The organism is Blautia sp. OM07-19 (genome assembly GCF_003481595.1).
Lineage (GTDB): Bacteria > Bacillota > Clostridia > Lachnospirales > Lachnospiraceae > Blautia_A > Blautia_A intestinihominis.
Genome location: NZ_QULA01000022.1, coordinates 1 through 25002, shown reverse-complemented (window position 1 = coordinate 25002; position 25002 = coordinate 1). Strand labels below are relative to the sequence as shown.

The window sequence follows — 25002 nt, the reverse complement described above, 5'->3', positions numbered from 1 at the left end:
TGTCACTCCTATAAATAATTTACCTCAGTTTCCTTATCAAAGAAATGAATTTTGGACGGCATGAATACAAACTCAATTTCATCTCCGACCTGGCTGATCTCATACTTTGAAACTCTCGCAACTGCCTGGCAGCCTCCAAACTGGAAATACAGGTTATTTTCATTTCCCATAACTTCCGTATCTGTGATCACAGCTCTCATTTTATTTTCTTTATATAATTCCAGATTCTGTGCATCCATCTTGAGATCCTCACCACGGATTCCAAGTGTCATTTCACCTTCTCTGCCGTTCAGTTTATTGATGATAGCTTCCGGAAGTGTAAGTTTATTTCCGTCCTTAAATGTAACTTCCTTTCCTTTTACTGTCACGTCAAAGAAGTTCATCTGCGGAGATCCGATAAATCCAGCTACAAATTTATTTACCGGATGATCATAAAGCTCCATTGGTTTTCCAACCTGCTGGATCACGCCCTCTTTCATGATGACGATACGATCTGCCATTGTCATTGCCTCAACCTGATCATGTGTAACATAAATTGTAGTTGCTCCCATCTCACGATGAAGTCTGCTGATCTCTGTTCTCATACTGACACGGAGTTTCGCATCCAGGTTGGAAAGAGGCTCATCCATCAGGAATACTTTCTGATTTTTTACGATGGCACGACCAAGTGCAACCCTCTGTCTCTGTCCACCGGAAAGATTCTTCGGTTTTCTGTAACGAAATTCCTGCAGTCCCAGAATATCAATCGCCCAGTCTACTTTTTTCTTGATCTGATCTGCCGGCATTTTCATATTCTTCAGACCATATCCGATATTTTTCTCTACTGTCATATGCGGGTACAGTGCGTAGTTCTGGAATACCATTGCAATACCTCGGTCTCTCGGAGCAGTTTCGTTTACTTTTTTTCCATCAATATACAGATCACCTTCTGTAATCTCCTCAAATCCGGCTACCATGCGAAGTGTTGTTGATTTTCCACATCCAGATGGTCCGACAAATGCAATAAATTCTTTTTCATTGATTTCCAGGTTGAAATCACTTACGGAGTTCTTATCTGCTCCTGCATATTTTTTTCCGATATGTTTAAATTCTATAAAACTCATAATTCATTAACCCTCCTTGGAACCGGTTGAAGTTACACCTTCTACAATCTGTTTTGAGAACAGTGCATAAATGATAATAACAGGAATTGTGATCAGGGTGATCACTGCAAGTGTCTGACCCATTGTTGTATTGTCATTGGATGTGATTGAGTTCAGACCGATCTGTGCGGTCAGAAGATCACTGGATGTGAATACAAGTGACGGCCAGAGATAATCATTCCATACTCCGAGGAATGTAAAAACACTTACTGTTGCAACAACTGTCTTTGACATCGGCAGCACCATTGTGAAGAAGTATTTTACCGGGCTGCAGAAATCAAGCTGAGCTGCCTCGTAAACGTCATCCGGAAGGCTTACAAACACCTGACGGAAAAGGAAAATATTAAATGGATTCACGATCATTGGAAGTACATATCCGATAACTGTATTCAGAAGACCTGCTTTTGCAATGATCAGAAAGTGAATCGTGATAACTGTTTCTGTTGGTACGATCAGAAGCATCATAATGATCAGAAGCCACTGGTCACGAAATGGAAAATTAATCTTTGCCAGTGCATAACCGGCAAGCCCGTTGACGATCACGCCGAGTACGATCAAAAGTGCCGCATATCCTAAAGTATTAAGCATATAACGGAGGAAATTGGTGTCCGTAAGAATCGTAATATAGTTTTCAAAATAATTTCCGTTTAAAGCAGGCGGAATAAATGCTGCCACAGAATTCATATCCGCTGTGATCGCTGCATCCGGTTTAAAAGAGTTTGCAAGCATCCAGATTACCGGAAACAGGAAGAATATGGAGAGCAGCAGAAGAAAAACTGCCAGAACCCAGTTAAATGTTTTTTGCTTTTTTGTTAACATGTTTTTTCTCCTCCTTTCCCTTAGTCAGTACATTCTGTATGATAGTCAGTACAACAACAAAGACTGTAAAGACAATTGCCATGGTAGATGCAAGTCCCATCTCCCAGTTCATTGTACCAGTTTCATAAATATCATATACCAAAGTGTAGGTTGAATGGTCCGGACCACCGCCGGTCATTACCATCGGCTGTACTAACATACGGAACGCGCCAATTGTAACTGTGATAAATACGAATATACAGAGTGGCTTCAGTTCCGGAAGTGTGATATCCCTGAATTTCTGCCATGCACTTGCGTGATCCATTTCTGCTGCTTCATAAAGTGCAGGATTGATATTCTGGAGTCCTCCAAGGAAGATGATCATCTGATATCCTACGCCCTGCCATACACTCATGATCGCGATGGACGGAAGTGCCTGTTTCGCACTGTGGATAAATGGCTGTGCACTGATTCCGAAGTGTGCAAGCAGTGTGTTTAAGATTCCCTCCGGGCTGTAGATGTCCATCCAGAGTGTGGATACAACTGCCAGAGACATTACGACCGGAATAAAAAACGCTACTTTGAAGTATTTCTTGCAGTGTGTGACTTTGTTGATTGCCAGTGCAAGAAGCAATGCTCCGATACACTGACACGGAACAATGATGAGCACGAATTTCACTGTATTAAAGAATGATTTTACAAACAGCTCATCTTTAAAAATATTGATGTAGTTTTCCAGGCCTACAAAATGTGTCATATCCGGATTCAGTGCAAAGTAATCGGTAAAACTGAACACCAGTGTCAACACCATCGGCAGAAATAAAAACAGCGTAAGAAGTACCAGCGCCGGGCCAAAGAAAGCCATTCCTAAGATTGATTCTTTTTTCTTCATTATTCTCTCGTATAACGTTCCAGTTTCGCGTTAATCCTTTCTACAGATTTATCCAGTTCTGTCTGTGCATCCTTGCCGCCAAGTCCGACACTTTCAAGTGCCTGCTGGAAGGATGTACTTACCTGTGGATATACAGGAGTTTTTGGTCTTGGGTGTCCGTATTTACTCAACTGCTCGTACAGTGCTTTGTAATTTTCGTCTGTCTGGAATATATCGATCTGATCAAATGCCTTATATGTTGATGGGAGTGATTTTGCTTCATTCCAGATTCTGACACCACTTTCCACACCACTCATCCATTTGACCAGCTCTGTTGCTCCCTCAATATTATCTGTCGCAGAAGAAGCCGCAAATGCCCAGGATCCTGTCGGTGTATATCTCTCTCCATCCCAGTCATCTCCTACTACATAAGGTGCCACACCGAGGTTCACATCCGGGTAGTTTTCATATATGGTATTAACCTCCCATGCGCCGTCAAATTTGAAGGCTGCTCTTCCACTCTCAAACAGATTCTCGATCGGAGCTTCGGACATGTATTTATTCTCTACGATCTGATGGAAATAGTTCATGACTTCCACATTTTTCTCTGAGTTAAAATATCCATCCACAGTCAGTCCGTCTTCACTTACCAGATTTCCTCCATTTGCCCAGATAAACGGTGCATAATAATAAATACTTGCTTCACCTACCGGGAAAGTCATATCAATCGGATATCCCTTCTTCTCATCCATTATTGGCTTCAGTTTTGCCAGAATATCCATAAATTCCGTTCTTGTCCATGGATGGTCGGCATCCGGCACTTCAATCCCGGCCTCCTCAAGAATATCTTTATTGTAATAAAGGCCTACACTGGATTCCATGACTCCAAGTGCATAGAGCTTGTCATCATAAGTTCCCTGCTCCAGAATGGATTCCAGATACTCGCCCCTCTCCTCCTCTGTCAGGTCTGCCAGAGGTTGGATGATACCGTTCTCTGCATATGCAGCAACATTCGGTCCGTCCAGTGTAAGAACATCCGGAAGTCCTCCTGACAGTACAGAAGAATTTACTTTGTCAGAATATCCGCCGCCGCTGTCATTTCGCGGAATAAATTCAATATCTGCAAAATATTTACCATCATATTTCTCGTTAAAGCTGTCTACAGATTCCCTGTAAACCTGTCCTTCCGGAGTATCCTCAATACTGTGTACCCATATAGAAAGATACTGTTCGCCCTCATCGTATCCTGCCACATCGCCAGGCTTTACTTCCTTTTTCTGGCATCCCGTCATACTGACTGCCATTGCCAGACCGGCAAGAAGAATCAGTTTTGTTTTTTTCATGTTCTCCTCCTTTTCCTTTCTGCTGTTTGTGTAACCGGTAAAGTAACCGGTTACTTTATAAATTGATAATATCATCAGAATACGATTTCGTCAAGTATTCTCTTATTTTTTCATTGATATATACAAATTCTGTATTTTTCCTTTGTTGATTTTTTACAAAACCGGTTACTTAACCACTTCTGTATTGCTTGTCCTTGTTATAAACCACAATTTCTGTTATACTCTTAAGCAGTATAATACTATTCAGTTTTTTTATTGAAAGGACTCTTCTGTTATTATGGGGAAAAAAAATATAACTTTCAGCGATATTGCAAAATATACCGGTTTTTCCAAAACAACGATTTCCAGATATTTCAATAATCCGGACTCTCTTACCCTGGAAAACCAGCAGATCATTGCGGATGCTCTTGAGAAATTAAACTATAAAGAAAATAAAGTTGCGAGGATCCTCGCAAACGGAAAAACAGAATTTATCGGGGTTATCATCCCAAACCTCTATATGCACTACTATTCTGAAGTTCTGAACCAGATATTAAAAACTTACGAAACTTTTGGCTACAAGTTTCTTGTATTCACAGGAGATGACCAGGAGACAAATGAGCGAAAATATATCCAGGAGCTCCTTTCCTACAAGATTGAAGGAATGATCATTCTCAGTCATACGATACCATCCCGTGAACTCGCCTCCTATAATATTCCTATCGTAACAATCGAAAGAGAAGATCAGTATGTCAGCAGTGTCAATACAGACAACTACATGGGCGGGGTGCAGGCAACCAGTCTTTTGGCAAAAATCGGAGCTGATGTACTCATTCATATTAACGCAGAGTTTTCTTCGCAGATTCCATCCTACGGACGTATCAAAGGATTTACTGATATCTGTAAAGAATACAAAATCCCACATGAACTGATCCTTACCGATACAGGACACAGTTATGAAGAAACGTCCCAGATTCTCAAGAACCTGATTGAGGATATTGATATCAGATATACCGGCAAAACCAAGGGAATCTTTCTTCCAAACGATACTTTTGCCAATATCGTACTTCATCATCTGATCCGGCGATACGGAAAGCTTCCTGATGATTATAAGCTCATCGGTTTTGATGACTCTCCTGTCTCAAGAGAGGCCATCGTTCCGATCAGTACGGTTGGACAGCAGATCGACAAGATTGCCGCTGCCGCTATGGAAATCCTGAACGTTCAGATCAAAGAAAGCCACAAAAGGAAACCTGCACTTTCTTCCGAACCAGTCCACCAGATCATTCCACCGGTATTGATTCATCGCGAAACAACGCTTCCTGTAAAAACACCCTGATATGTTCAAAACTCCGGTCACAAATTTCTTCATGACCGGAGTTTTATTGTGCTATTTATAATTCACATATCTTTTTCCATATTTCCTCGTTGACCGGGATTCCGTTCTTCAGATTTTCCCTGCGTCGGATGAGTGTTCCCTGTCCTGGATATCGGACGGTATGTCCTTCTTTTTCCGGAATGGAAGCCTGGATATCTTTCAGTGTCTCGTTTAAGATTTCCTGTGCTTTGTCTGGATCCTGATTCAGGACTTCCGGGCGGATCGCGATGAATACCTGCGTCAGGCCGTATTCCGATTCGCATTCCTGTCCTACTTTTGTCACAGTTCTTCCGAGTGTGAGTATCCCGCCGATCAGATCCAGTACGATCGAGAGGCCAGAACCTTTCCAGTAGCCGATCGGGACAACTCTTCTTGTTTTTTCGATGGCTGCCGGGTCGCAGGTCAGGCTACCTTTCTCATCGTAACCACCCGGATAAGGAAGTTTTTCTCCATTCTGCCTGCATACAGAAAGCTTGCCGTAAGAATACTGTGCCATCGCAGTATCAACAACAACATGCTCTCCATTCTGATCCGGAACAGCCAGAACGAATGGATTATTTCCGATCCTTCCATCAATGGCTCCCCATGCCGGCATGTTTGGACAGGTATTTGTCCAGCAGATTCCGATACATCCTGCTTCCGCTGCCTGCCATCCGTAGGCACCGCCGCGCATCCAGTGATTGGTATTGGACATCGCCACCATACCGATCCCAAGCTGTGCCGCCAGTTCTACCGCACGCTGCATTGCCATTTTTGCATTGAGATTTCCCATTCCCAGATGGCCGTCCCATCGTTCCACGGCACCAAAGCCGGTGATTTTTTCCGGCACTGCATTTACGTCAATGTAGCCTTTCTGAATATAATCGATCACTCTTGGAAAACGCTGGTAACCATGAGAATACACTCCATCTAAAGAAGAATCGGCGAAATTCTTCGCCGATTCCTCTGCACGTTTCTCATCGAAACCATATTTCACAAGAATGCTCTGTAATTTTTCTTTCATTTCTTCGTAGAAAACTCGCATTTTACATTCCTGCCTTTTTATTTATCTGGAGATTTTATATCATCAAACAAGCTTCATGTCAACCAGAACCTGATGAAGTTTCTCCTTCTCTTCTGGTGTCAGCTCGCCGATCGGTGCCAGGCACTTGCCAACCGGGATGCCCTGCTGTACAAGCCCTTCCTTAATAACAGCCGGGAAAGTACCCATACCGCATGCGATACGGAGCGGTGCCAGTTCAAACTGTGCATCCAAAGATCCCTTGAGATCACCTTCCATAAATTTGTCGTAGATATCAGCTGCGATACGTGGAGCTACGTTTGCACAGGATGCGATCGCGCCTGTTGCTCCATAGCAGAGAGCTGCATGGATCAGAGTGTCTCTTCCCATCAGTACATGGAAATTGTCGTTATCTCTTGTCAGACGGATGTACTCTGCTGCATTTGTCATATCACCGGTGCTGTCTTTGACTGCAACGATATTGTCGATCTCAGCAAGTTTAGCAACAGTTGCCGGTGTAATGGTTACATTTGTTTTTGGTTTGTTGTTGTAAAGGATGATCGGAAGTGAAGTGCTTTCTGCGATTTCCTTATAGTAAGCGTACAGTTCGTCCTGTGTCTGGGATACAAACATTGGTGTCAGTACGGAAACTGCATCCACGCCAACTTCTTCGCAGATCTTTACCAGACGGATAACGCCTCTTGTTGTGATATGGTTTGCACCGCCGTAAACCGGAACACGACCTCTTGTCTCATCTTTGACTGTTTCAAGGATCTTGCGATAGGTATCGTCATCGAATGCGTAAAACTCTCCGGTCGTTCCCAGTGGAAACAGACCATGCACGCCGTTGTCGATCAGATGATTGACCATCTGACGCAGTACTGGATAGTTTACTTCTCCGTCATCTGTAAGTGGTGTGATGATTGGTGGAATAATTCCTCTTGGTACAAATCCCATTGTTTTTTCCTCCTCGTTGTTGCTATATTTTTTGGATTGAATGATCTTGTTATATGTTTTAATTTTTGTTCATTGATTTTAGATAAAGAACTGTGCGATAAGCAGTTCCAGTACACCAACGCCCGACATGATCATCGATACGGCCGTCTTGCATCGAACCTGGTCTTTCAGTTCTGTCAGTCCGAACATTCCGTTGAATACCCAGAATCCACTGTCATTGAAGTAGGAAAATGAAATCGCACCTACGCAGCAGGAAAGGGACATAAGAAGCGGGCTGATGCTTAAAACACTCATAAGTGGTGCTGTCAGGGATGCTGCTGTTGTGATTGCAACGGTTGCAGATCCGAGAGCGATCCTCATAAGTGCTGCAATGATGAACGGGATCAGAACTGCCGGAAGTGCCCAGGATGTAACCATTTCACCAAGTGCAGTACCGATACCGCTTACTTTTACAACGTTTCCAAGAGATCCGCCGGCACCTGTGATCAGCATGATGATACCGGTATCTTTGATAGCGTCATCCATCATCTTGAGAACAGCTTTGTTATCTTCCTTCGGAACAAGTCCGTAGATTGCAAGAAGTGTACCGATTCCAAGTGCTACGATCGGAGAACCAAGGAAATCAACTACGCTGTTGCTGATACCAACAAAACCAAGTACAGTTTTGAGAAGGATCAGGATGATCGGGATGAAGATCGGTGCCACAGATACCCAGAAGCCCGGAAGCTGTTTTGCATCCATCATTGCATTGAGTTCATCCATGGATTTGATGTATTCCTGTTTGAATTCTTTTCTGTCAAATCCACCTTCATCGTTCGGAACCTGATAGATTTTCTTTCCGATCCATTTTGTGTAAAAAACTACTACGATCAGCATCGGAATGGAGATCAGTGCACCACCGATGATCATCTGGCCTACATCGACATTGAACATTCCGGCTGCGGTCAGCGGACCAGGTGTCGGAGGTACCAGACAGTGTGTCAGCTGAAGACCAACTGCCAGTGAAAGTGCAAGTCCAACTACAGATTTACCAGTTACTTTGGACATTGCCTTGCAAAGAGGTGCAAAAATTACGATCGCGGAGTCTGCAAATACCGGAATGGAAATGAACCATCCTGTGATCGCCAGTGCCCATTCTTCGTTTTTCTGACCGATCAGTTTGATAAAGCTGTATGCCATTTTTTCGGCAGCTCCGGATTTCTCCAGGATACCGCCCATCATAACGCCAAGACCGATGATGATACCGGTGCTCTTTAATGTGCTTCCAAATCCTTCCTGAATGGCTGTGATCAGACCAGTCTGAGTTGTGCCGTCAGCGAGGGTAATATCTGAGATCGGCATTCCGCCGATGATTCCTGTGATCATGGCTGCGATCAGAAGGGCCATGAAGGAATGTACTTTTGTTTTCATTACCAGGACGATCATTACGATGATTCCTAATGCCAGTCCTAATAACATTCTTGTTGATTCAGACATGTTTTTTCCTCATACTCTTTCCATATATTCATTCACTAAAGTTTTTAAGGTAACCTATTTTGCTGATAAAATCTTATCTTACGAGACACGGACGCTTGTTATCGAATTTCCATCCCGGGATCAGATACTGCATGCCTTTTGCATCGTCACGTGCTCCCAGACAGTTGTCCATGTAAAGTTTGTGTGCTTTGAAAACCTGTTCGCGGTCAACTTCGATTCCAAGTCCACCTTTTTTCGGAAGATCAATGCATCCGTCAACGATTTTCATCGGCTGTTTTGTGAGACGCTCGCGTCCTTCCTGCCAGATCCAGTGTGTGTCGATTCCGTTCATCTTTCCTGGGATTGCTGCTGCACACTGTACGACCATTGCAAGGCTGACATCGAAGTGATTATTGGAATGACATCCCCACATCATGCCGAAATCGTTGCACATCTGACCTACTCGAACGGAACCGTTCATAGTCCAGAAATGCGGGTCTGCAAGCGGAATATCTACGCTCTGCAGGGACAGGCAGTGATGCATCTGGCGCCAGTCTGTGTTGATCATGTTGGTTGCTGTCGGCATTCCGGAGAGCTGTCTGAACTCTGCCATAACTTCACGTCCGGAGAATCCGTTTTCTGCGCCGCATGGGTCTTCACAGTAAGCAAGACATTCTTTGAGCTGTGGAGCAATCTCCAGTGCTTCTTTGAGGCTCCAGCAGCCGTTCGGATCGAGATCAACTCTTGCATCCGGGAATGCTTTTTTGATCGCCTGAACTGCTTTGAGTTCTTCCTTCGGTGCAAGTACGCCGCCTTTAAGCTTGAAATCTACGAAGCCGTATTTTTCATGGGTCGCTTTTGCAAGTGCTACGATTGCTTCTGGTGTAAGGGCTTCTTCGTGACGGAGACGGTACCAGTCGCATTCTGCATCTGGTTCTTCTTCGTACGGAAGATCTGTTTTTTTGCGGTCTCCAATGTAGAAGAGGTAGCTTAAGAACTGTACTCTTTCTCTCTGAATTCCATCACCCATCAGAGCTGCTGCCGGCACATCAAGGAATTTTCCGAGAAGGTCAAGCAGAGGTGCTTCGATCGCTGTTACTACATGTACTCCGGTACGAAGGTCGAATGTCTGTAAGCCACGCACGTCATCTTTGATATTTTCATCCAGCCATTTACGAACCTTGTTGAGCGTCTGTTTGTAATCTGCAATGCTTGTTCCGATCACCAGGTCTTTTACCTGCTCAAGTGCATTTGTGATCTTCTCTCCTCCCGGAACTTCTCCAACACCTTCTACTCCGTTGGAATCTGTCAGGATCACGATGTTTCTTGTAAAGTAAGGTGCATGTGCGCCGGAAAGGTTTAATTCCATACAGTCATGTCCGGCTACCGGGAAAACTTCCATTTTTTCTACAACAGGTATCATTTTTCTTCCTCCTAGAATATTCGAAATCATTGCGGCCTCAATGTTTTTCTTTGTTTGTTTTGTATGTATTTTATTATATACATTCTGGCTTTTTGTTCAATTCGCAGAATACCCAAGAAGGTTCTTGTGATTTTTATGGTTTCGTTAATGTTGCAGGTTTTGAAATAATATGTTTCATTTTAATCGCATTTTATTTCATGCATTGCGTAAAATGCATGTTTTTTGACGATTTAGGGTAAAAAAAAAGCGGGTCGCTTGATATTTACAATTTCAACTGCATACACATGCAGGCATGAGATGCAGTTGAAATTTTGAAACCTGGATATCAGGTGATCGGTGCCGGGTTGAAGATGCAGAGGTCGTTGTGGAGTTTGTATTTCTCTGCGAAGGACTGATCCTTGCCGCTTGCAACTGCGATGATCTTGTTGAACAGCTGGGTTCCGATTTCCTGGATCGTTGCTTCGCCTGTTGCGATCGGACCGGCGTTGACATCGATCAGATCCTGCCACATGGCTTTCATTTCATTTCTTGAACAGACTTTGATGACCGGAGCTGCTGCGAGTCCATATGGAGTTCCGCGGCCTGTCATAAATACCTGCAGAGTGATTCCTGATGCAAGCTGGCATGGACCGCAGACGATATCGCTTGCCGGTGTCGCTGCATAGATAAGACCGTGTTTGGTTGGTTTTTCTGCCGGGGAAAGTACTTCCACGATCGGTGAGCTTCCTGATTTTGCAATGGAGCCCATGGCTTTTTCTACGATGTTGCAGAGTCCGCCTTTTTTGTTTCCCGGGGTCGGGTTAGCGCTTCTGTCTACGTTTCCTTCTGCAAGGTAATGATCGTACCAGCGCATTTCTGCTGCAAGTTTGTCTCTTACTTCTGCGCTGACGCAGCGTTCTGCAAGGTAATGTACTCCGTCACGTACTTCTGTTACTTCGGAGAACATAACGGTTGCGCCGCCTTTTACCAGCATGTCTGCCGCATATCCTGCGGATGGGTTTGCAGTCACGCCGGAGAATGCATCGCTTCCACCGCACTGCATACCGATGCAGAGTTTGGATAATGGAAGTGTTTCTCGTTTTCTTTCATTGAGGATCGCGAGTTTTTTGTCTGCCATTTTCATGAGGGCGTCAACCATGGCATCGAAGCCTTTCTGTTCCTGGAGAATAATGACATTTTCAGGTGTAATATCGGCTTCATCGAGGAGCATCTGTACAGTGAATTTCTCACAGCCAAGTCCGACTACCATGAGCTGTCCGCCGAAGTTTGGATGTTTGGCGAGATTTCTGAGTGCACGGATCGGAACTTTTGCCTCAGGTGCGTTGATGGCAACGCCGCAGCCGTATGCGTGGTTGATCGGGACGATGTCGTCTACGTTTGGATATTTTGGAAGAAGTTCTTCTTTCATTTTCTTTACTGCGACATTCAGTACTCCTGTTACGCACTGTACGGTGGTGCTGATCCCGAGGATGTTTCTGGTTCCTGCGTAGCCGCCGTCTGGATTTGCATATCCTTCGAAGGTAGTTACCGGCGGTTCAGGCAGGTCTGTGACGATGTTTTTGCCGAACTCCATGTCATCTACGGATGGCGGGGTTGGGAGTTCGAGCATGAATTCGTTGATCCAATCGCCGCGTTTGATCGGGTTCATGGCGTATCCGAGGATCACGCCGTAGCGGATGACCGGGCTTCCTTTTGGAATGTCAGCCAGTGCGACTTTGTGTGCCTGCGGGATGTCCTGGTTGATGTGGATGCCTTCCACTTCTGATCCTGCGCTCAGTGGCTGAACAGCGATGGCTACGTTGTCAGACTGGTTTATTTTTACTAGCAGTGACATTTTGGATTCCTCCTTTGCTTTGTTGAGGTTATTATAACGCAGGAGGTTGTATAAGTAAAATTCATTGTAATTATAGTTCTCTTAATTTTTCTAATTTACATATTGGAATGTGGAGGGAATTGGGGTAGAATGGAGGTAAGGAGGTACCCACAATGGATTTACGTCAAATACAATATATTGTAGCAATCGCGGAAGAAAACAACATCACCCGTGCAGCGGAAAAGCTTTATATCACGCAGTCTGCGCTTAACCAGCAGCTTCTTAAACTTGAGAAGGAACTCGGTGTGCAGCTTTTTCATCGTTCGCGGACGGACTGGCATCCTACGGAAGCTGGGGAGATTTATCTGAAGGCTGCACGGGAAATGCTGTTGCTTAAGAAGGATACTTATCACAGGATCCATGATCTCGCGAAGATCCAGCAGGGGGAGCTCAGTGTTGGCTTTACGCCTGGGCGTGGGATCGCCATGTTTTCTAATGTGTATCCGAAATTTCACCGCCTGCATCCTAATATCCAGGTCACTCCACGGGAACTCAGTGTCCAGAAACAGCAGGAACTCCTGATATCCGGTGAGTTGGATCTGGGATTCGTGACACTTGTTCCGGAACAGCAGAAACCTGCTCTGAGTTATATTCCTTTAGCTTCCGAGGATATTTTTGCTGCCGTTCCGATCCGCCATCCGATCGCCACACCACCGGAGGAAGGATGGACAAATGCTGTTCCTGTTCGCGAGGGTGAGATTTCCGAACTGAACCTTTACGCGCTACGCGAGGAACCTTTTGTCCTCACGTACAAAGAATCCACGCTTCGCGACCTGACCGACCACATCTTCGAATCTGCCAGTTTCAAGCCTCATGTACTCTTTGAGACCTCCAGCAATGCAACCATCACCACTATGGTCGGGGCTGAAATGTGCTGTGGCATCATTCCTGCTTTTTATGCCCGTGGACACGAGGACAAGATCCGATTCTTCACTCTCCCTGGCAAGCCCTCCTGGAACATCATGGCATGTCACCACAAAAAACGTTATCTCAGCAAAGCAGCCAGAGATTTCATATCCCTGGCTGAAGAATTCTGGAGTTAAATTTTACAGATTGTACATTTTGTTCTGATTTTGTGTTATAATAATGTTGCTGCCGCTCCTCCAGCAGAAAGGAGGTGTATCTCTTGGATGATTTTTTCACCACACTTCTTGTCACCGTGTTAGCAAATGTAATTAGCTATTACATATGCAAATGGCTGAGCGGTAGACAATAGGTAGCAACAGCCTAAACGGAATAGCTCACCGTAACGAGCAAGAAAACCCCCAGAGCGGCAACTCTGGGGGTTTTCGTTTTGCCTCTTGGAATTTCACCACATTCCTTAGCTATTATTTATTATATGTCTTTCCCTGGTAAAAGTCAACTTTCTTTTTCCATATACGCGATCATCGCCACGGCCGCTTTCTTTGCCTGTTCTACGGCATGGACGACGGTTTTGGAGCCGTGTACGACATCTCCTGCGGCGAAGACGCCTTCTCTGGTGGTCATTTCGTTTTCGTCTACGATGAGGAGACCTTTGTCGGAGCCTTCCAGTCCTACTGTTGTGCGGATCAGGCGGTTTCTTGGTCCCTGGCTGATGGCGATGATCGTGGAATCTGCTTCCACCTGGTCTTCGCCTTCCTCGTATCCGACGACTTTATTATTCTCATCAATGACCGAAGTCTTGAATACCGGGCCGGTTTCCGTGATGCGCTCGATTGCTTTTCCAAAGACAAACTGTGCGCCATCCAGCTCTGCATACGCCATTTCATGCGAGTTCGCCGCTACATGCGTTCCGCGGGCGTACAATGTCACCTGCAGTGCACCGTTTCGAAGAGCTGTCCGCGCAACGTCCATTGCCGCATTTCCCATTCCAATAATGGCGACTTTTTCTCCCAGATCATATGCTGCCGGATTTTCCAGATAGTCAATGCCGAAATGCACATTCGCCAGACATTCCCCCGGAATCCCCAGGTTTCGTGCTTTCCACACTCCTGTTCCAACAAACACGCTTGCATATCCGTCGCGGAAAAGATCATCGATCGTCAGAACTGTTCCGATCGCAGTATGCGGACGGATGCGGATACCCATCGCAAGGATCTGCTTTTCCAGACGATCCAGGATAGATTTCGGCAGACGGAATTCCGGGATTCCGTAACGTGTGATACCGCCGATCTTGTCCTGCTGCTCAAAGATCGTCACCTTATACCCATGCTGTGCCAGAATGATCGCCACCGTCAATCCTGCCGGACCTGCCCCGATCACTGCCACCGGTTTTTTCTTTTCTTCTGGAATCTGAAGTTTCATTCGATCCAGATAAGTGTCCGAAATATAGTTCTCAATACTGGAAAAATGCACCGGATTGCCTTTCTTTCCAAGTACACAGTGACCGGCACACTGCTGCTCATGGTCACACACGATCGAGCAGATCACAGACATCGGATTATTCTGAAACAGCTCCGCCCCCGCATCCATGATATGGATCGCCATAGCGTTTCCTCCTTACGTCAGATCATATTTATTTATCACGCCATATTTTTTCATTCGTCTCCACAACGTCGTTGTGCTGATTCCAAGCTCCTTCGCCACTGCAGAACGGTTTCCCTGGTGTTTTTCCAGAAGTTCCGTCAGACGCGCGGCCTCCGGGTGCTGATAGATCACTGTTGTGCCATCTTCCGAAATTCTTTCTTTTACAGGATACAATGTGTCCAGAAGAAAATATACATAGTCACTGGTGATCGTCTTCTTGGGTGAAGTCAGAAAAAGTCTTTCACAAAACGACTCCAGTTGAATTTCATTCCCCTGCCATCCAAATCCGGCAAGTGCCTCCATCGCATCCTCTGCGATTTTTGGAAATCTTGCATATCTTTTTGTAAATCTTACCCTGCAGTCCTCCACGATCGCACGGATATCCTGCGGGCGCTTCCGAAGCGGAGGAATCTCCACCGTAAGGCTGTTCAGGAGATAATAAAGATCCTGCCGGAATCTGCCCTGCTCTACATACTGGTAAAGATCTGCTCCCGTTATCGCTATGATACGGTTATCCAGCGTCTGGCTTCGCTCCAGGTCATTCTGGATCAGGGAATCATACCGTATCGCACGGTACAGACGATACTGGCACAGAAGTGAAAGTTTTTCTATTTCAGAGATTACGATCGTTCCATGATCGCTGATCGCAAGTGCCCCTTTTTTCATGCTCTCGTCTTCTGCATCCGGGTTTCCAAAAAGCCTGTCCACCTGCATCTGTTCTGTCATACCGCTGCAATTCACTGCAACAAAAGGCCCCGCTTTATAGGAACTGTTGTTGTGGATGCACTGTGCCAGTTTTTCCTTATCTGTTCCGTCTTCTCCACAGATCAGCACAGGATTCTTTGACAGGGCGTACATTTTGGAAAGTTCCACGCAGTATTCCATTTCTTTACCAGTGATCCTGATATCAGAAAAATGAGCATGCGCCACGTAGCCCTTCAGGTAATAGGAATGCAGCTCATCTGCATCATTTTTTCGGACAGAAGCATTTCGATAGAGTGAAATGATCGCGCCACGAATCTTGTTTTCATACTGGATCGGCGCTGCCGTGAGCATCATCGGAACACCAGCCACATAGACCGAGGTCATAAATGAATCTCTTTTTCCGCTCAGAACGTCATCGATATACCGTTGTTCCAGTTCCGGGATCACTTTTTCCAAGGCAGTTCCTTCAAGCTGAGAAGCTTTTTTGTGAAAAAGTTCTTCTCCTGCACGGTTTACGATCATGATCTCTTTGTTTTCATCAATTTCCAGAATCCCGTTGTAGGAATTATCCAGCACTGTCTCAAACTGTGCGGTAAAATTTTTCTCTGCCTCCGCAGTCAGGATCATCTTTTTTGCCACGCCGATAGCGGAACGGATCGACTCCTCTGTGGAATCGATGAACTGCGCCGGAATGCCTTTCTGTGCCGCCAGTGCATTGACGGTATCGCCGCCGAGCAGGACATCTGCGCCTTCCTGTATCGCAAGGTCTACTTTTTCTGCTGCCTGCTCAATGGCTGTGATGTCATAAAATTTCAGCCGGATATCAAAAAGCTCATCTGCATAAGTTGTATCGCTGAACATGTTTTTGAAACCGATCAGTGCGATCTGCGGGCACTTTTTGTCCGGGACTTTTTTCTTGGCGCTGGCGATCATAAGACCGATTTCCTGGCCTGTAAGTGTCAGTTCTGCAACAGGAATATTTGTGTACTGGCGGATAAAAGCTGCCTGCACGCCTCGGGCAAGAACCACCTCCGCGCCCTGCTCTACGGCCTGTCTTGCTTCATAGACAGAGTCGGAAGTCTTGATCACTTTGAGGATGTCGATATCCAGTTCGTCCTCCCGGATTACATTTCTTGCCTGTTCCAGCATATATTCCTTTGGAAGTAAAATCGCTATTTTTGACATAAAAGGTCCTCCATTCCACTCAAAAAAGCCCCGGCAGGCTCATGGCAACCTGTCGAGGCTTTCTTTACGGTTAGCAAAAGTCTTACCTTATTATATACCGGATTTTAGTCTCTTGTAACTGTTACATTACCAATTTTTTCGTAGAATTTTACAATGCTGGAATGATCTTCTTTTTCGTGTCCGTCTGCTTTGAGTGCCTGCATGATCTCCATAAGTTCTCCTGTCAGCGGAAGCGGTGCGCTTACGGCATGTCCTGCATTGAGGGCGTTGTTCAGGTCTTTGATGTGAAGTTCAATACGGAATCCCGGTTTGAAGTTTCTGTCCATCATCATAGGTGCTTTTGCATCGAGGACTGTAGATCCTGCAAGTCCGCCGCGGATTGCCTGGTATACAAGCTCCGGATCTGTTCCGGCTTTCTTTGCCAGGGTGAGGGCTTCAGATACTGCTGCAATGTTGACTGCAACGATGATCTGGTTTGCAAGTTTTGCAACGTTTCCTGATCCGATCGGTCCTACGTATACAACGGAACCAGCCATAGCCATCATCAGGTCATAGTATTTATCAAAAGTCTCTTTCTTTCCGCCAACCATTACAGAAATGGTTCCATCGATTGCTTTCGGTTCTCCACCGGAAACAGGTGCGTCCAACATGTCGATGCCTTTCTTTGCAAGCTCTGCGGAGATTGCTTTGCTCTCGGTAGGATCAATGGAGCTCATGTCGATCAGGACACTTCCTTCTTTGCCGCCCTCGATGATTCCGCCTTCGCCAAGTGCAACTTCTCTTACCTGTGGGGAGTTCGGGAGCATGGTGATGATCACATCTGCTTCTTCTGCAACTTCACGTCCGCATGTTACAGTTTTGGCTCCGAGTGCTTCCATTTCTTTGAGGGTTTCTTTATTATGTGTGGTTACAACCATTTCGTAACCTGCTTTCATGAGGTTTTTGCACATCGGTTTTCCCATGATTCCAAGACCAATAAATCCAACTTTCATTGTTATTTCCTCCTGATTCTTCTACAATATTGATTTCGTTGTTTCTTTACGTATCTTTCAACTGTCCTTATTGTAGCCGACTTCATTTGAAAATTCCATTGACAAAAGACTCAAAAAAATGGGGTGGTTTTTATGGTTTTATAAAAACGTTGCAAAAAATGAAAGGTTTGTTTCATTTTTTTGATATTTGCTTTCTATTTTTTCTTTTATTTTGTCTGGTAGACTAAGAAGACCGCAGAGGAGGCTGGCGGTTTTCTCTGCTCCCAAGCAAATAAATCCCACGAATTTAAGGGATAAAAAAAGGAATGGAGCCAAAAAACTCCATCCCTTTTACCCAATTTTTTAATTGGAAAAAATTCTCTCCTTCACACTCTCCACATCAGACGCTTCCGTCAACTCCTTAAAGCCCTGCGGATCCGCATCCACATCAAACTGCCCGATGACCTGCATAAGGTCATCACAACTATACGCATTCTCATAAATCCCCGTCGCATACCCATACAGTTCAACATATTCTTCCTCAGACTTCGCAGTCCAGAGATTCTGGTACAGGCGTACTGCCTCACCGTTTTCCCGGACTACATCCGGAGTTCCGGTGATCGCGTTGTAGATCATTGCGAAGGCCGGGCCTGCCATGGAAGCGTATTTGCCGCGTACATAGTCGATCGGTGCATTTCCAAAAGAATCTTTTTCTTTGAAGATTTCAAAATTCTGCTCAGAAAAGCTGTCGATCGCGCCGACCATGATGTTGCTGTCCTGATCTTTTTCCTTATCGGAGATCTTGTCCAGATAGGCAGATACATGGAACGCACTCATAAGCGTATCACAGGTGCCTTCCGCAAATGCGGTCTCCAGATTGTCAAGTCCCTCTCCACCCTCGGTATATCCCGGGCAGATCGTAACGTGTAAATTTCCGTCCTTGTCTGTGAGTTCGGTCACTTTATCTGTTGCAGAAAGTTTTTCTGCATCTTCATCAAGTACAAGTCCCGCTTTTTCTTCCAGAGTGTTCAGCATTCCCCAGGTTCTTACCTGATGAAGTCTGTTTCCAGAAGATGCACCGCCTGACATGAGCACGATGTTTCTGGCATCTTTATCCAGAAAAAACTCTGTCATGTCGCAGCCGGCCTGATAAACGGTCTCAAGATCCGGTCCGACGCTTCCCATGTACCATGGATTATCTTTGATGACCTCATAGTTCTCATCGCTTACCGTATTGGAACCCAGTGCATAGTAGATTTCCTCTTCTTCACAGGTTTTGATAACGTTTGTAAGCCCATCTGCATATCCGGCAAAAGAAATGATCCCCTCTGCACCTTCTGCTTTGGCTTCTTCAATAAATGTCTTTTCTTCCTCAGAATCTGCAATTTTTCCTGAAAAAATAAATTTTACAGGAAAACCTTCCTGGATGTAATCACGGTAATAGTCCGCAAACATTTCCATCTCCGCAGAGTCCGGATCATATACAACTACACCGATCGTATGAACATCTCCGTCTGAGTAGTCTTCCACATCGGCCCATACAGTGCTCTGAGTGCCGGCAATAAGTGCCGCACTCATCATCAGAGTGAGTATTCTTCTCTTCATCTACTTGCCTCCTTCTGTTTATTTTGTGATATTTTCTACATAAAAGCAGGCAACTTCATGACCCGGTGCAATTTCTTTTAATTCCGGCATTTCTTTTTTGCACTGTTCCGTACAGTGTTCACAGCGGTTCTGGAACGGGCAGCCTACCGGTACATCGAGCGGACTTGGTGCTTCGCTTTCAATGCTTTCAATCTTTTTGGCTGGATCCATATGAACAGAGAACTGTGCTCCGACAAGTGCTTTGGTATATGGATGTTCTGCATTTCCTGAAACATCTTCGCCCGGAATCGTTTCCACGATATGTCCCAGGTACATGACTGCGATCTGATGCGCGAAAGAACGGATCAGCGCCAGGTCATGGCAGATAAAGATCATGCAGATATTTTTTTCTTTCTGCAGACGTACCAGAAGCTCGATGACAGACTCCTGTACGGAAACATCCAGTGCAGAAGTTGCTTCATCACAGACCAGGATCTCCGGTTCCAGAGAAAGTGCTCTTGCGATACTGATCCTCTGACGCTGTCCACCACTCATGTTGTGCGGATAACGGTCTACAAACTCTTCCGGAAGTTCTACCATGCGGAGAAGTTCTCTTGCTTTTGCATCTCTTTCGTTTCTTTTGATCTTTTTGTAGTTCATCAGAGGCTCTGTCAGAATATCCCTGATCTTCATCTTCGGGTTAAAAGATGCCATCGGATCCTGGAAGACCATCTGAAGGTTCTGGCGGTTTTCCCAGGTTTCTTTCTTTGAAAGCCCTGTGATGTTTTTGCCGTGATAAAGAATCTCACCGCTGGTCGGTTTTTCCAGGAAAGTCACCATGCGGACAAATGTAGATTTACCGCATCCACTCTCTCCTACGATCCCGAGAGTCTTTCCTTTATACATGGTCAGGTTGATATCATTGCAGGCAGTCAGGGTTCTTCCGCGGGAAGCAGGGAACTGTTTTACAATATGCTTTGCCTGCATGACGATCTCATGATTTTCAGACATATCGTTTTCCCTCCATTTCCGGAACTGCATCAAGCAGTTTCTTTGTGTAATCGCTGGTCGGGTTATTCAGGACCTCTTCTCTGGTTCCGTGGTCTACCACCTTGCCGTGGTGCATAACGATCAGCTGATCTGCCATATAAGCTGCTACTCCGATATTATGTGTAACAATGATGATCCCTGTTCCGAAATCATCGCGGAGCTCCATCATCTGACGGACGATCTGTGCCTGTGTTGTTACGTCCAGAGCACTTGTCGGCTCATCTGCCAGAAGAAGTTCCGGGTTAAAAGTCATCGCCATAGCAATTCCGACACGCTGGCGCATACCTCCGGATAACTGATACGGATAACTGTTCATGATGTTTTCCGCATCCGGAAGTCTCATTTTGGAAAGCATGGTGACTGCTCTCTGCCAGGCATCTTTTTTTGCCATAGCCTCATGTGTACAAATATATTCTACATATTGGCTGCCAATCTTACGAATCGGGTTCAGGGTTCCGCCACAGTCCTGGAAGATCATTGACATCTTGCTGCCACGGATCTTTCTCCAGTCGCTTTTGGAATTTTTCAGAAGAGATTCCCCGTGAAAGAGGATATCTCCTGAAGTAACCTGTCCCGCTCCGGGGAGAGCCCCCAGAACGGCACGGATCACTGTGGTCTTACCGCTTCCGCTCTCACCTACAACACTGATGATCTCACCCTTTTTCATGGAAAGGTTAAAATGCTCGATCGTAGGATCATGATGTCCATACTGTACAGCCAGATCTTTAATTTCCAGCATTCTTACAGTCTCCTTTATTATTCAGCCATCTGCATGTCAGCAGTTACCCAGTAGTAATCCATTGGATACATTACAAGTCCTTCTACGCTTGCTTTGGAGATAAGGAATGTGTTTTCATATCCGAAGAATACAGTAGCTGCATCGTCCATGATCGCCTGCTGGATCTTTACAATCAGTTCTTTTCTTGCATCTGTATCGATTGTTTCTGCCAGCTCATCCAGCCATTTGTCTACATCTTCATTTGCATATCCTGCTGTGTTGTTTGCAGATGTGCTGTACCAGTTCTCACGAAGGTAGTTTTCCGGGTCACCTGTGTTTGCAACGAGTACGTTCCAGATCAGGAGATCGTACTGAGAGGAATCACGGCGGTCAAGAAGTGTCTCGTAAGATACGCAGTCAAGTTTGATGTTGATTCCGATCTCTTTGAGGCTTGCCTGTGCTGCCTGTGCATATACACCGAGTTCTGCACGGCTGTCATAGTATACAAAAGTAAGTTCTACCGGGTTTCCGTCCGGATCTTCTACATATCCGTCACCATCTACATCTTTGTATCCTGCATCTTCAAGAACCTGTTTTGCTCCATCCGGATCGTAAGCGTTCTCATCGTTCAGATCATCATAGCCATAATCCAGTGTCGGCGGTACCGGTGCTTTTCCTGGTGTTGCGCCGCCCTCAAGCAGAACGCTTGTGTAAGTTTCTTTGTCAAGTCCACGAAGAACTGCCTGACGAAGTGCCAGATCTCCGAGTGCTCCGTTCTGGTTCATGAATGCATAAGTAGAACGAAGGGATTCCAGGGACTGGATGTTGTAGTTGTCATTTCCGTCAAATTCAAAAACGTTCTCTGTCTTTAAGTTGTAAGCAACATCGATCTCACCGGACTGAAGAGCCATGGAACGTGTTGTCTGGTCGCCAATGATACGAAGAGTTACGCTGTCATTCGGAACATCTCCATCCCAGTAGTACTCGTTGCGTACAACAACGGTATCACCTGACGGGTCAAAAGACTGGAATGCATACGGTCCTGTACAAACTGGTCCTTCCATTGCGATGTTGGAGTTGTCAATGCTGGTGTCCATGATCAGGAACAGCGGGTCTGCCAGACATCCTGCCATGTTTGCGTTTGCTCTGTTCAGGTTGAATATGATGTTCTGTCCATCAACTTCAATGCTGTCAATATCAAAGAACTCCGGTACACGGTTTGACATTTCGATGGTACGCTCCAGAGATGCTTTTACAAGCTCTGGTGTCATATCGTTACCGTTTGAGAATTTAACGCCCTCACGAATCGTAAATGTCCATGTTTTTCCATCTTCACTGTTGGTCCACTCTGTTGCAAGACATGGTACCATGTTTCCTTCTTCATCAAACCTGGTAAGACCCTGGCCAACGCCGTAACGGGAGATAACCCAGCTGAAGTACTGCTCTGTCGGCTCCAGTGTATCAGCGAAGCTTGTTACACCGATCGTCATTGTTCCTGCTGCAAATACGGATGTTGGAACGAGTGCCATTGTCATGAGACCTGCAAGTGCTGCTGCACAGACTTTTTTTGCGATTCTGTTTTTCATATATTTTTCTCCTTTATTTTTCGGTAGTTTACGATACCTACGAATTGCTCCGTTACCAAGTAACTTTCGCAATTCTACCCTCTCTTCGCATATCGCGGGATTATCATCCCACTTTTATGCTCATATCGGGGCGGGTTCCAAGATTCTTCATCCACTTATGAGCAAGCTCATGTGGATTCAGCTCTTTTCACCCTGGTATCTGTGTTAGTCCTGTCTCGGGTCAAGAATATCACGGATACTGTCGCCGAGCATGTTAAATACGATTACTACGATTACGATGGCGATACCCGGTGCGATCATAAGCCACGGTGCTTTTGCCATATAAGTTCTTCCTTCATTCAGCATCAGTCCCCATTCCGGTGTCGGTGCCACGGCTCCGAATCCCAGGAAAGAAAGAGATGCAAGTTCAAGCATCATGGTTCCCATATCTGCCGCTGCTGTTACAGTCATGATCGTCAGCATGTTCGGGAGAATATGTTTCCATAAGATTTTGAATGTGCTTGTGCCGTTTACGATCGCGGCTTCCACATACAGATTACGTTTTACTTTCAAAACCATACTTCTTGCCAGACGTGCGTATTTTGTCCAGCTTACCGCTGTGATCGCGATAACTCCGTTACGAAGGCTTGGTCCGAGCATACCTGCAATTGCGATAGCCAGGATCATTCCCGGGAAAGAGATCATCATATCTGCGATTCGCATGATCACCTGATCGATCCAGCCGCCAAAATATCCGGCAATGATTCCAAGGAAAGTACCTACAACAAAAATCGTTGCCACAAGGATCAGGGTAGACACCAGTGAAGTTCTGGTACCATAGATCACACGGGAAAGAAGATCACGTCCGAGTTTATCAGCGCCAAGAGGGTATTCCGCACACGGGGCTTTGAGTGAATCGATCATCACTGCTTCCAGAGGATCCTTCGGTGCGATCCACGGGGCAAAAACTGCCACGCCTACAACAGCGAGAGCCAGAATAAAGAATAAGGTAAACTGTTTGTGAGCCAGGAAAAATTTCTGTTTCTTCAATTTACTTAACCTCCTTTATTCTTGGGTCCAGATAAGTATAGGACAGGTCAACGATGATATTGATGACCATGTACATGATCGCGATCATAAGTACGTATGCCTGTACCATCGGGTAGTCACGACAGGCGATCGCCTTGATCGCCATGCTTCCCATTCCAGGCCAGTTGTAAATGATCTCAACAACTGCTGTTCCTCCGAGCAGAGAGCCGAGGGAAAGACCAAGAAGTGTTACAATAGGAAGCATTGCGTTTGGAAGTACATGTCTCCAGAGGATCACGCTTTCTTTGATCCCTCTCATTCTGGCTCCAATGACATAATCCTGTCTGAGTTCTTCCAGCACTGCGTTTCGTACCTGTCTGGTATATTTTGCAGACATGGAAAGCGCCAGTGTCACAGACGGCAGGATCATTGCCTTGAAATCAGTCGTACCTCCTGCTACGTTGATCCAGCGAAGCTGCACTCCAAAGATGCTCAGAAGAATCAGGCCGATCCAGAAGCTCGGGATAGATACCCCGAAAAACGTGATTCCGCGGATCAGATAATCCGGCCACTTGTTCTGATATACCGCGGAGAGGATTCCGCATGGTATGGAGAACAGGATCATCAGAAGAAGCGCGAAGAGCGACATCTGAAGGGTCGGCCAAAAACATTTCATCAGTTTCTCAGTTACAGGAACTTTAAATGCATATGAAGTTCCCATGTCTCCGGTAAGTACTCCTTTTACCCAGGAACCGTACTGCACCAGAAACGGCTGGTCAAGGCCCAGTTCATGTCTCGTCTGTTCGAGAAGTTCCGGTGTCGGCAGGTTACCACACTCTGTCAGCATGATCTCCGCCGGGTCACCTGGTGAAAGGTAAGTAAGTCCAAATGTAAAGAAACTTACACCGATCAGAACGATCAGGATCTGCAGAAGCCTTTTTCCAAATTGTTTTTTTGACATTGTTTCTCCTTCCTACATTGTAGAGGTTTTGTTACTGTTTACTTCGTTCACAGTATCAGCGACTTTAACTGGATCAGATTCAATTTTAAAAATGGCAGGGGAAATACACCTTTGAATAAAAGCGCAGAAAAAAACATCCGTAAACAACATAATACGGACGTTTGCACAAAAAAAACAATGTTTCCTATCTACCGTAAGAATCATATCTGATCATCCATAAGCAGGTCTCCTGACTTAAGATCTTTGCTCCGAAACTCCTTCCCAGACTGGCGACTGCCACTCCAGTGGATTATGTTTCGCAACTCCCTATCACAGTGACGGGATCGTACCGGAATTCGACCGGTTTCCCTTTTAATCCGTGTATTTAAAATAAAAATATTTTACTGGAACTTATAGAGGCTAGTTCAAAACCAACAAATGTTATTTGATTTGCTTTTCAAGCATATATCTATAAATGAGCAAATTTGAAAAAATGCACAAAATTATCCTGCTAATTTCATAAATGCT

20 protein-coding genes, 1 pseudogene and 1 riboswitch are annotated in these 25002 nt (G+C 45.4%); of the genes and pseudogenes, 3 read left to right on the top strand and 18 right to left on the bottom strand.

Translation table 11 applies throughout. The features are described from left to right. Nucleotides 1–8: 8 nt before the first annotated feature. The 4 genes from DXC01_RS13965 to DXC01_RS13950 are packed head-to-tail and all read right to left on the bottom strand — an operon-like array spanning nt 9 to nt 4154. Nucleotides 9–1103: an ABC transporter ATP-binding protein gene (locus tag DXC01_RS13965; protein ID WP_022215744.1), complete on the bottom strand. Its 1095-nt coding sequence runs from the start codon at nt 1101–1103 to the stop codon at nt 9–11. 6 nt (nt 1104–1109) lie between these two features. Further along, on the bottom strand, nt 1110–1961 hold the full coding sequence (locus tag DXC01_RS13960; protein ID WP_022215743.1) for a carbohydrate ABC transporter permease: 852 nt from the start codon (nt 1959–1961) through the stop codon (nt 1110–1112). Further along, nucleotides 1933–2832: a carbohydrate ABC transporter permease gene (locus tag DXC01_RS13955; protein WP_118697952.1), complete on the bottom strand. Its 900-nt coding sequence runs from the start codon at nt 2830–2832 to the stop codon at nt 1933–1935. Before DXC01_RS13955 ends, DXC01_RS13960 begins: the two co-directional genes overlap by 29 nt. Then, nucleotides 2832–4154, bottom strand: coding sequence for an ABC transporter substrate-binding protein (locus tag DXC01_RS13950; RefSeq protein ID WP_118697951.1), 1323 nt, complete (start codon nt 4152–4154; stop codon nt 2832–2834). The genes DXC01_RS13955 and DXC01_RS13950 overlap by 1 nt, the downstream gene beginning before the upstream one ends. A 277-nt stretch (nt 4155–4431) precedes the next feature. On the opposite strand from DXC01_RS13950, the gene DXC01_RS13945 reads away from it, so the two are divergent. After that, nucleotides 4432–5472, top strand: coding sequence for a LacI family DNA-binding transcriptional regulator (locus tag DXC01_RS13945; RefSeq protein WP_118697950.1), 1041 nt, complete (start codon nt 4432–4434; stop codon nt 5470–5472). 55 nt (nt 5473–5527) lie between these two features. Here the strand turns inward: DXC01_RS13945 and yiaK are convergent, their stop codons facing one another. The 5 genes from yiaK to garD form a co-directional block, all read right to left on the bottom strand. Next, nucleotides 5528–6535, bottom strand: a complete 1008-nt coding sequence (gene yiaK / locus DXC01_RS13940) for a 3-dehydro-L-gulonate 2-dehydrogenase (RefSeq protein ID WP_118697949.1) — start codon at nt 6533–6535, stop codon at nt 5528–5530. Nucleotides 6536–6577: 42 nt separating this feature from the next. Next, nucleotides 6578–7468, bottom strand: a complete 891-nt coding sequence (locus DXC01_RS13935) for a dihydrodipicolinate synthase family protein (RefSeq protein WP_022215738.1) — start codon at nt 7466–7468, stop codon at nt 6578–6580. Nucleotides 7469–7546: 78 nt separating this feature from the next. Next, complete coding sequence (locus tag DXC01_RS13930) at nt 7547–8944, bottom strand: GntP family permease (RefSeq protein WP_022215737.1); 1398 nt, start codon at nt 8942–8944, stop codon at nt 7547–7549. 73 nt (nt 8945–9017) lie between these two features. Next, nucleotides 9018–10346, bottom strand: coding sequence for an enolase C-terminal domain-like protein (locus DXC01_RS13925; protein ID WP_118697948.1), 1329 nt, complete (start codon nt 10344–10346; stop codon nt 9018–9020). A gap of 325 nt (nt 10347–10671) precedes the next feature. Next, nucleotides 10672–12180, bottom strand: a complete 1509-nt coding sequence (garD, locus tag DXC01_RS13920) for a galactarate dehydratase (protein ID WP_118252047.1) — start codon at nt 12178–12180, stop codon at nt 10672–10674. A 152-nt stretch (nt 12181–12332) separates the two neighbouring features. Between garD and DXC01_RS13915 the strand changes: the two genes are divergently transcribed. Beyond that, nucleotides 12333–13262, top strand: coding sequence for a LysR family transcriptional regulator (locus DXC01_RS13915; protein ID WP_022215734.1), 930 nt, complete (start codon nt 12333–12335; stop codon nt 13260–13262). Nucleotides 13263–13578: 316 nt separating this feature from the next. Here the strand turns inward: DXC01_RS13915 and DXC01_RS13910 are convergent, their stop codons facing one another. From DXC01_RS13910 to DXC01_RS13880, 7 genes are all read right to left on the bottom strand, one after another. Further along, nucleotides 13579–14688, bottom strand: a complete 1110-nt coding sequence (locus DXC01_RS13910; protein ID WP_118697947.1) for an FAD-dependent oxidoreductase — start codon at nt 14686–14688, stop codon at nt 13579–13581. Nucleotides 14689–14700: 12 nt separating this feature from the next. After that, a complete protein-coding gene (locus DXC01_RS13905) occupies nt 14701–16617 on the bottom strand; it encodes a sigma 54-interacting transcriptional regulator (RefSeq protein WP_118697946.1) in 1917 nt (638 codons plus the stop codon). Between the two features lie 104 nt (nt 16618–16721). After that, on the bottom strand, nt 16722–17609 hold the full coding sequence (gene garR / locus DXC01_RS13900; RefSeq protein WP_022215731.1) for a 2-hydroxy-3-oxopropionate reductase: 888 nt from the start codon (nt 17607–17609) through the stop codon (nt 16722–16724). Between the two features lie 342 nt (nt 17610–17951). Then, nucleotides 17952–19193: a hypothetical protein gene (locus DXC01_RS13895; protein ID WP_118697945.1), complete on the bottom strand. Its 1242-nt coding sequence runs from the start codon at nt 19191–19193 to the stop codon at nt 17952–17954. Nucleotides 19194–19211: 18 nt separating this feature from the next. Further along, complete coding sequence (locus DXC01_RS13890; RefSeq protein WP_022215729.1) at nt 19212–20183, bottom strand: ABC transporter ATP-binding protein; 972 nt, start codon at nt 20181–20183, stop codon at nt 19212–19214. Further along, nucleotides 20176–20961 (bottom strand): ABC transporter ATP-binding protein, encoded by a 786-nt coding sequence (locus DXC01_RS13885; RefSeq protein ID WP_022215728.1) that lies wholly within the window; start codon nt 20959–20961, stop codon nt 20176–20178. The genes DXC01_RS13890 and DXC01_RS13885 overlap by 8 nt, the downstream gene beginning before the upstream one ends. Nucleotides 20962–20978: 17 nt before the next feature. Continuing rightward, a complete protein-coding gene (locus DXC01_RS13880; protein ID WP_022215727.1) occupies nt 20979–22526 on the bottom strand; it encodes an ABC transporter substrate-binding protein in 1548 nt (515 codons plus the stop codon). 2 nt (nt 22527–22528) lie between these two features. Between DXC01_RS13880 and DXC01_RS21495 the strand changes: the two are divergent. Beyond that, nucleotides 22529–22734: pseudogene (locus DXC01_RS21495) on the top strand (hypothetical protein). On the opposite strand, the gene nikC reads toward DXC01_RS21495, so the two are convergent. Beyond that, nucleotides 22731–23555, bottom strand: a complete 825-nt coding sequence (nikC, locus tag DXC01_RS13875) for a nickel transporter permease (protein ID WP_118697944.1) — start codon at nt 23553–23555, stop codon at nt 22731–22733. The pseudogene DXC01_RS21495 and the gene nikC sit on opposite strands and share 4 nt — an antisense overlap. Nucleotide 23556: 1 nt before the next feature. Further along, nucleotides 23557–24495 carry a nickel ABC transporter permease gene (nikB, locus tag DXC01_RS13870; protein WP_022215725.1) on the bottom strand — a complete coding sequence of 313 codons (939 nt, stop codon included), beginning with the start codon at nt 24493–24495 and terminating at the stop codon, nt 23557–23559. Nucleotides 24496–24697: 202 nt separating this feature from the next. After that, nucleotides 24698–24904, bottom strand: a riboswitch (cobalamin riboswitch). Nucleotides 24905–25002: the final 98 nt, after the last annotated feature.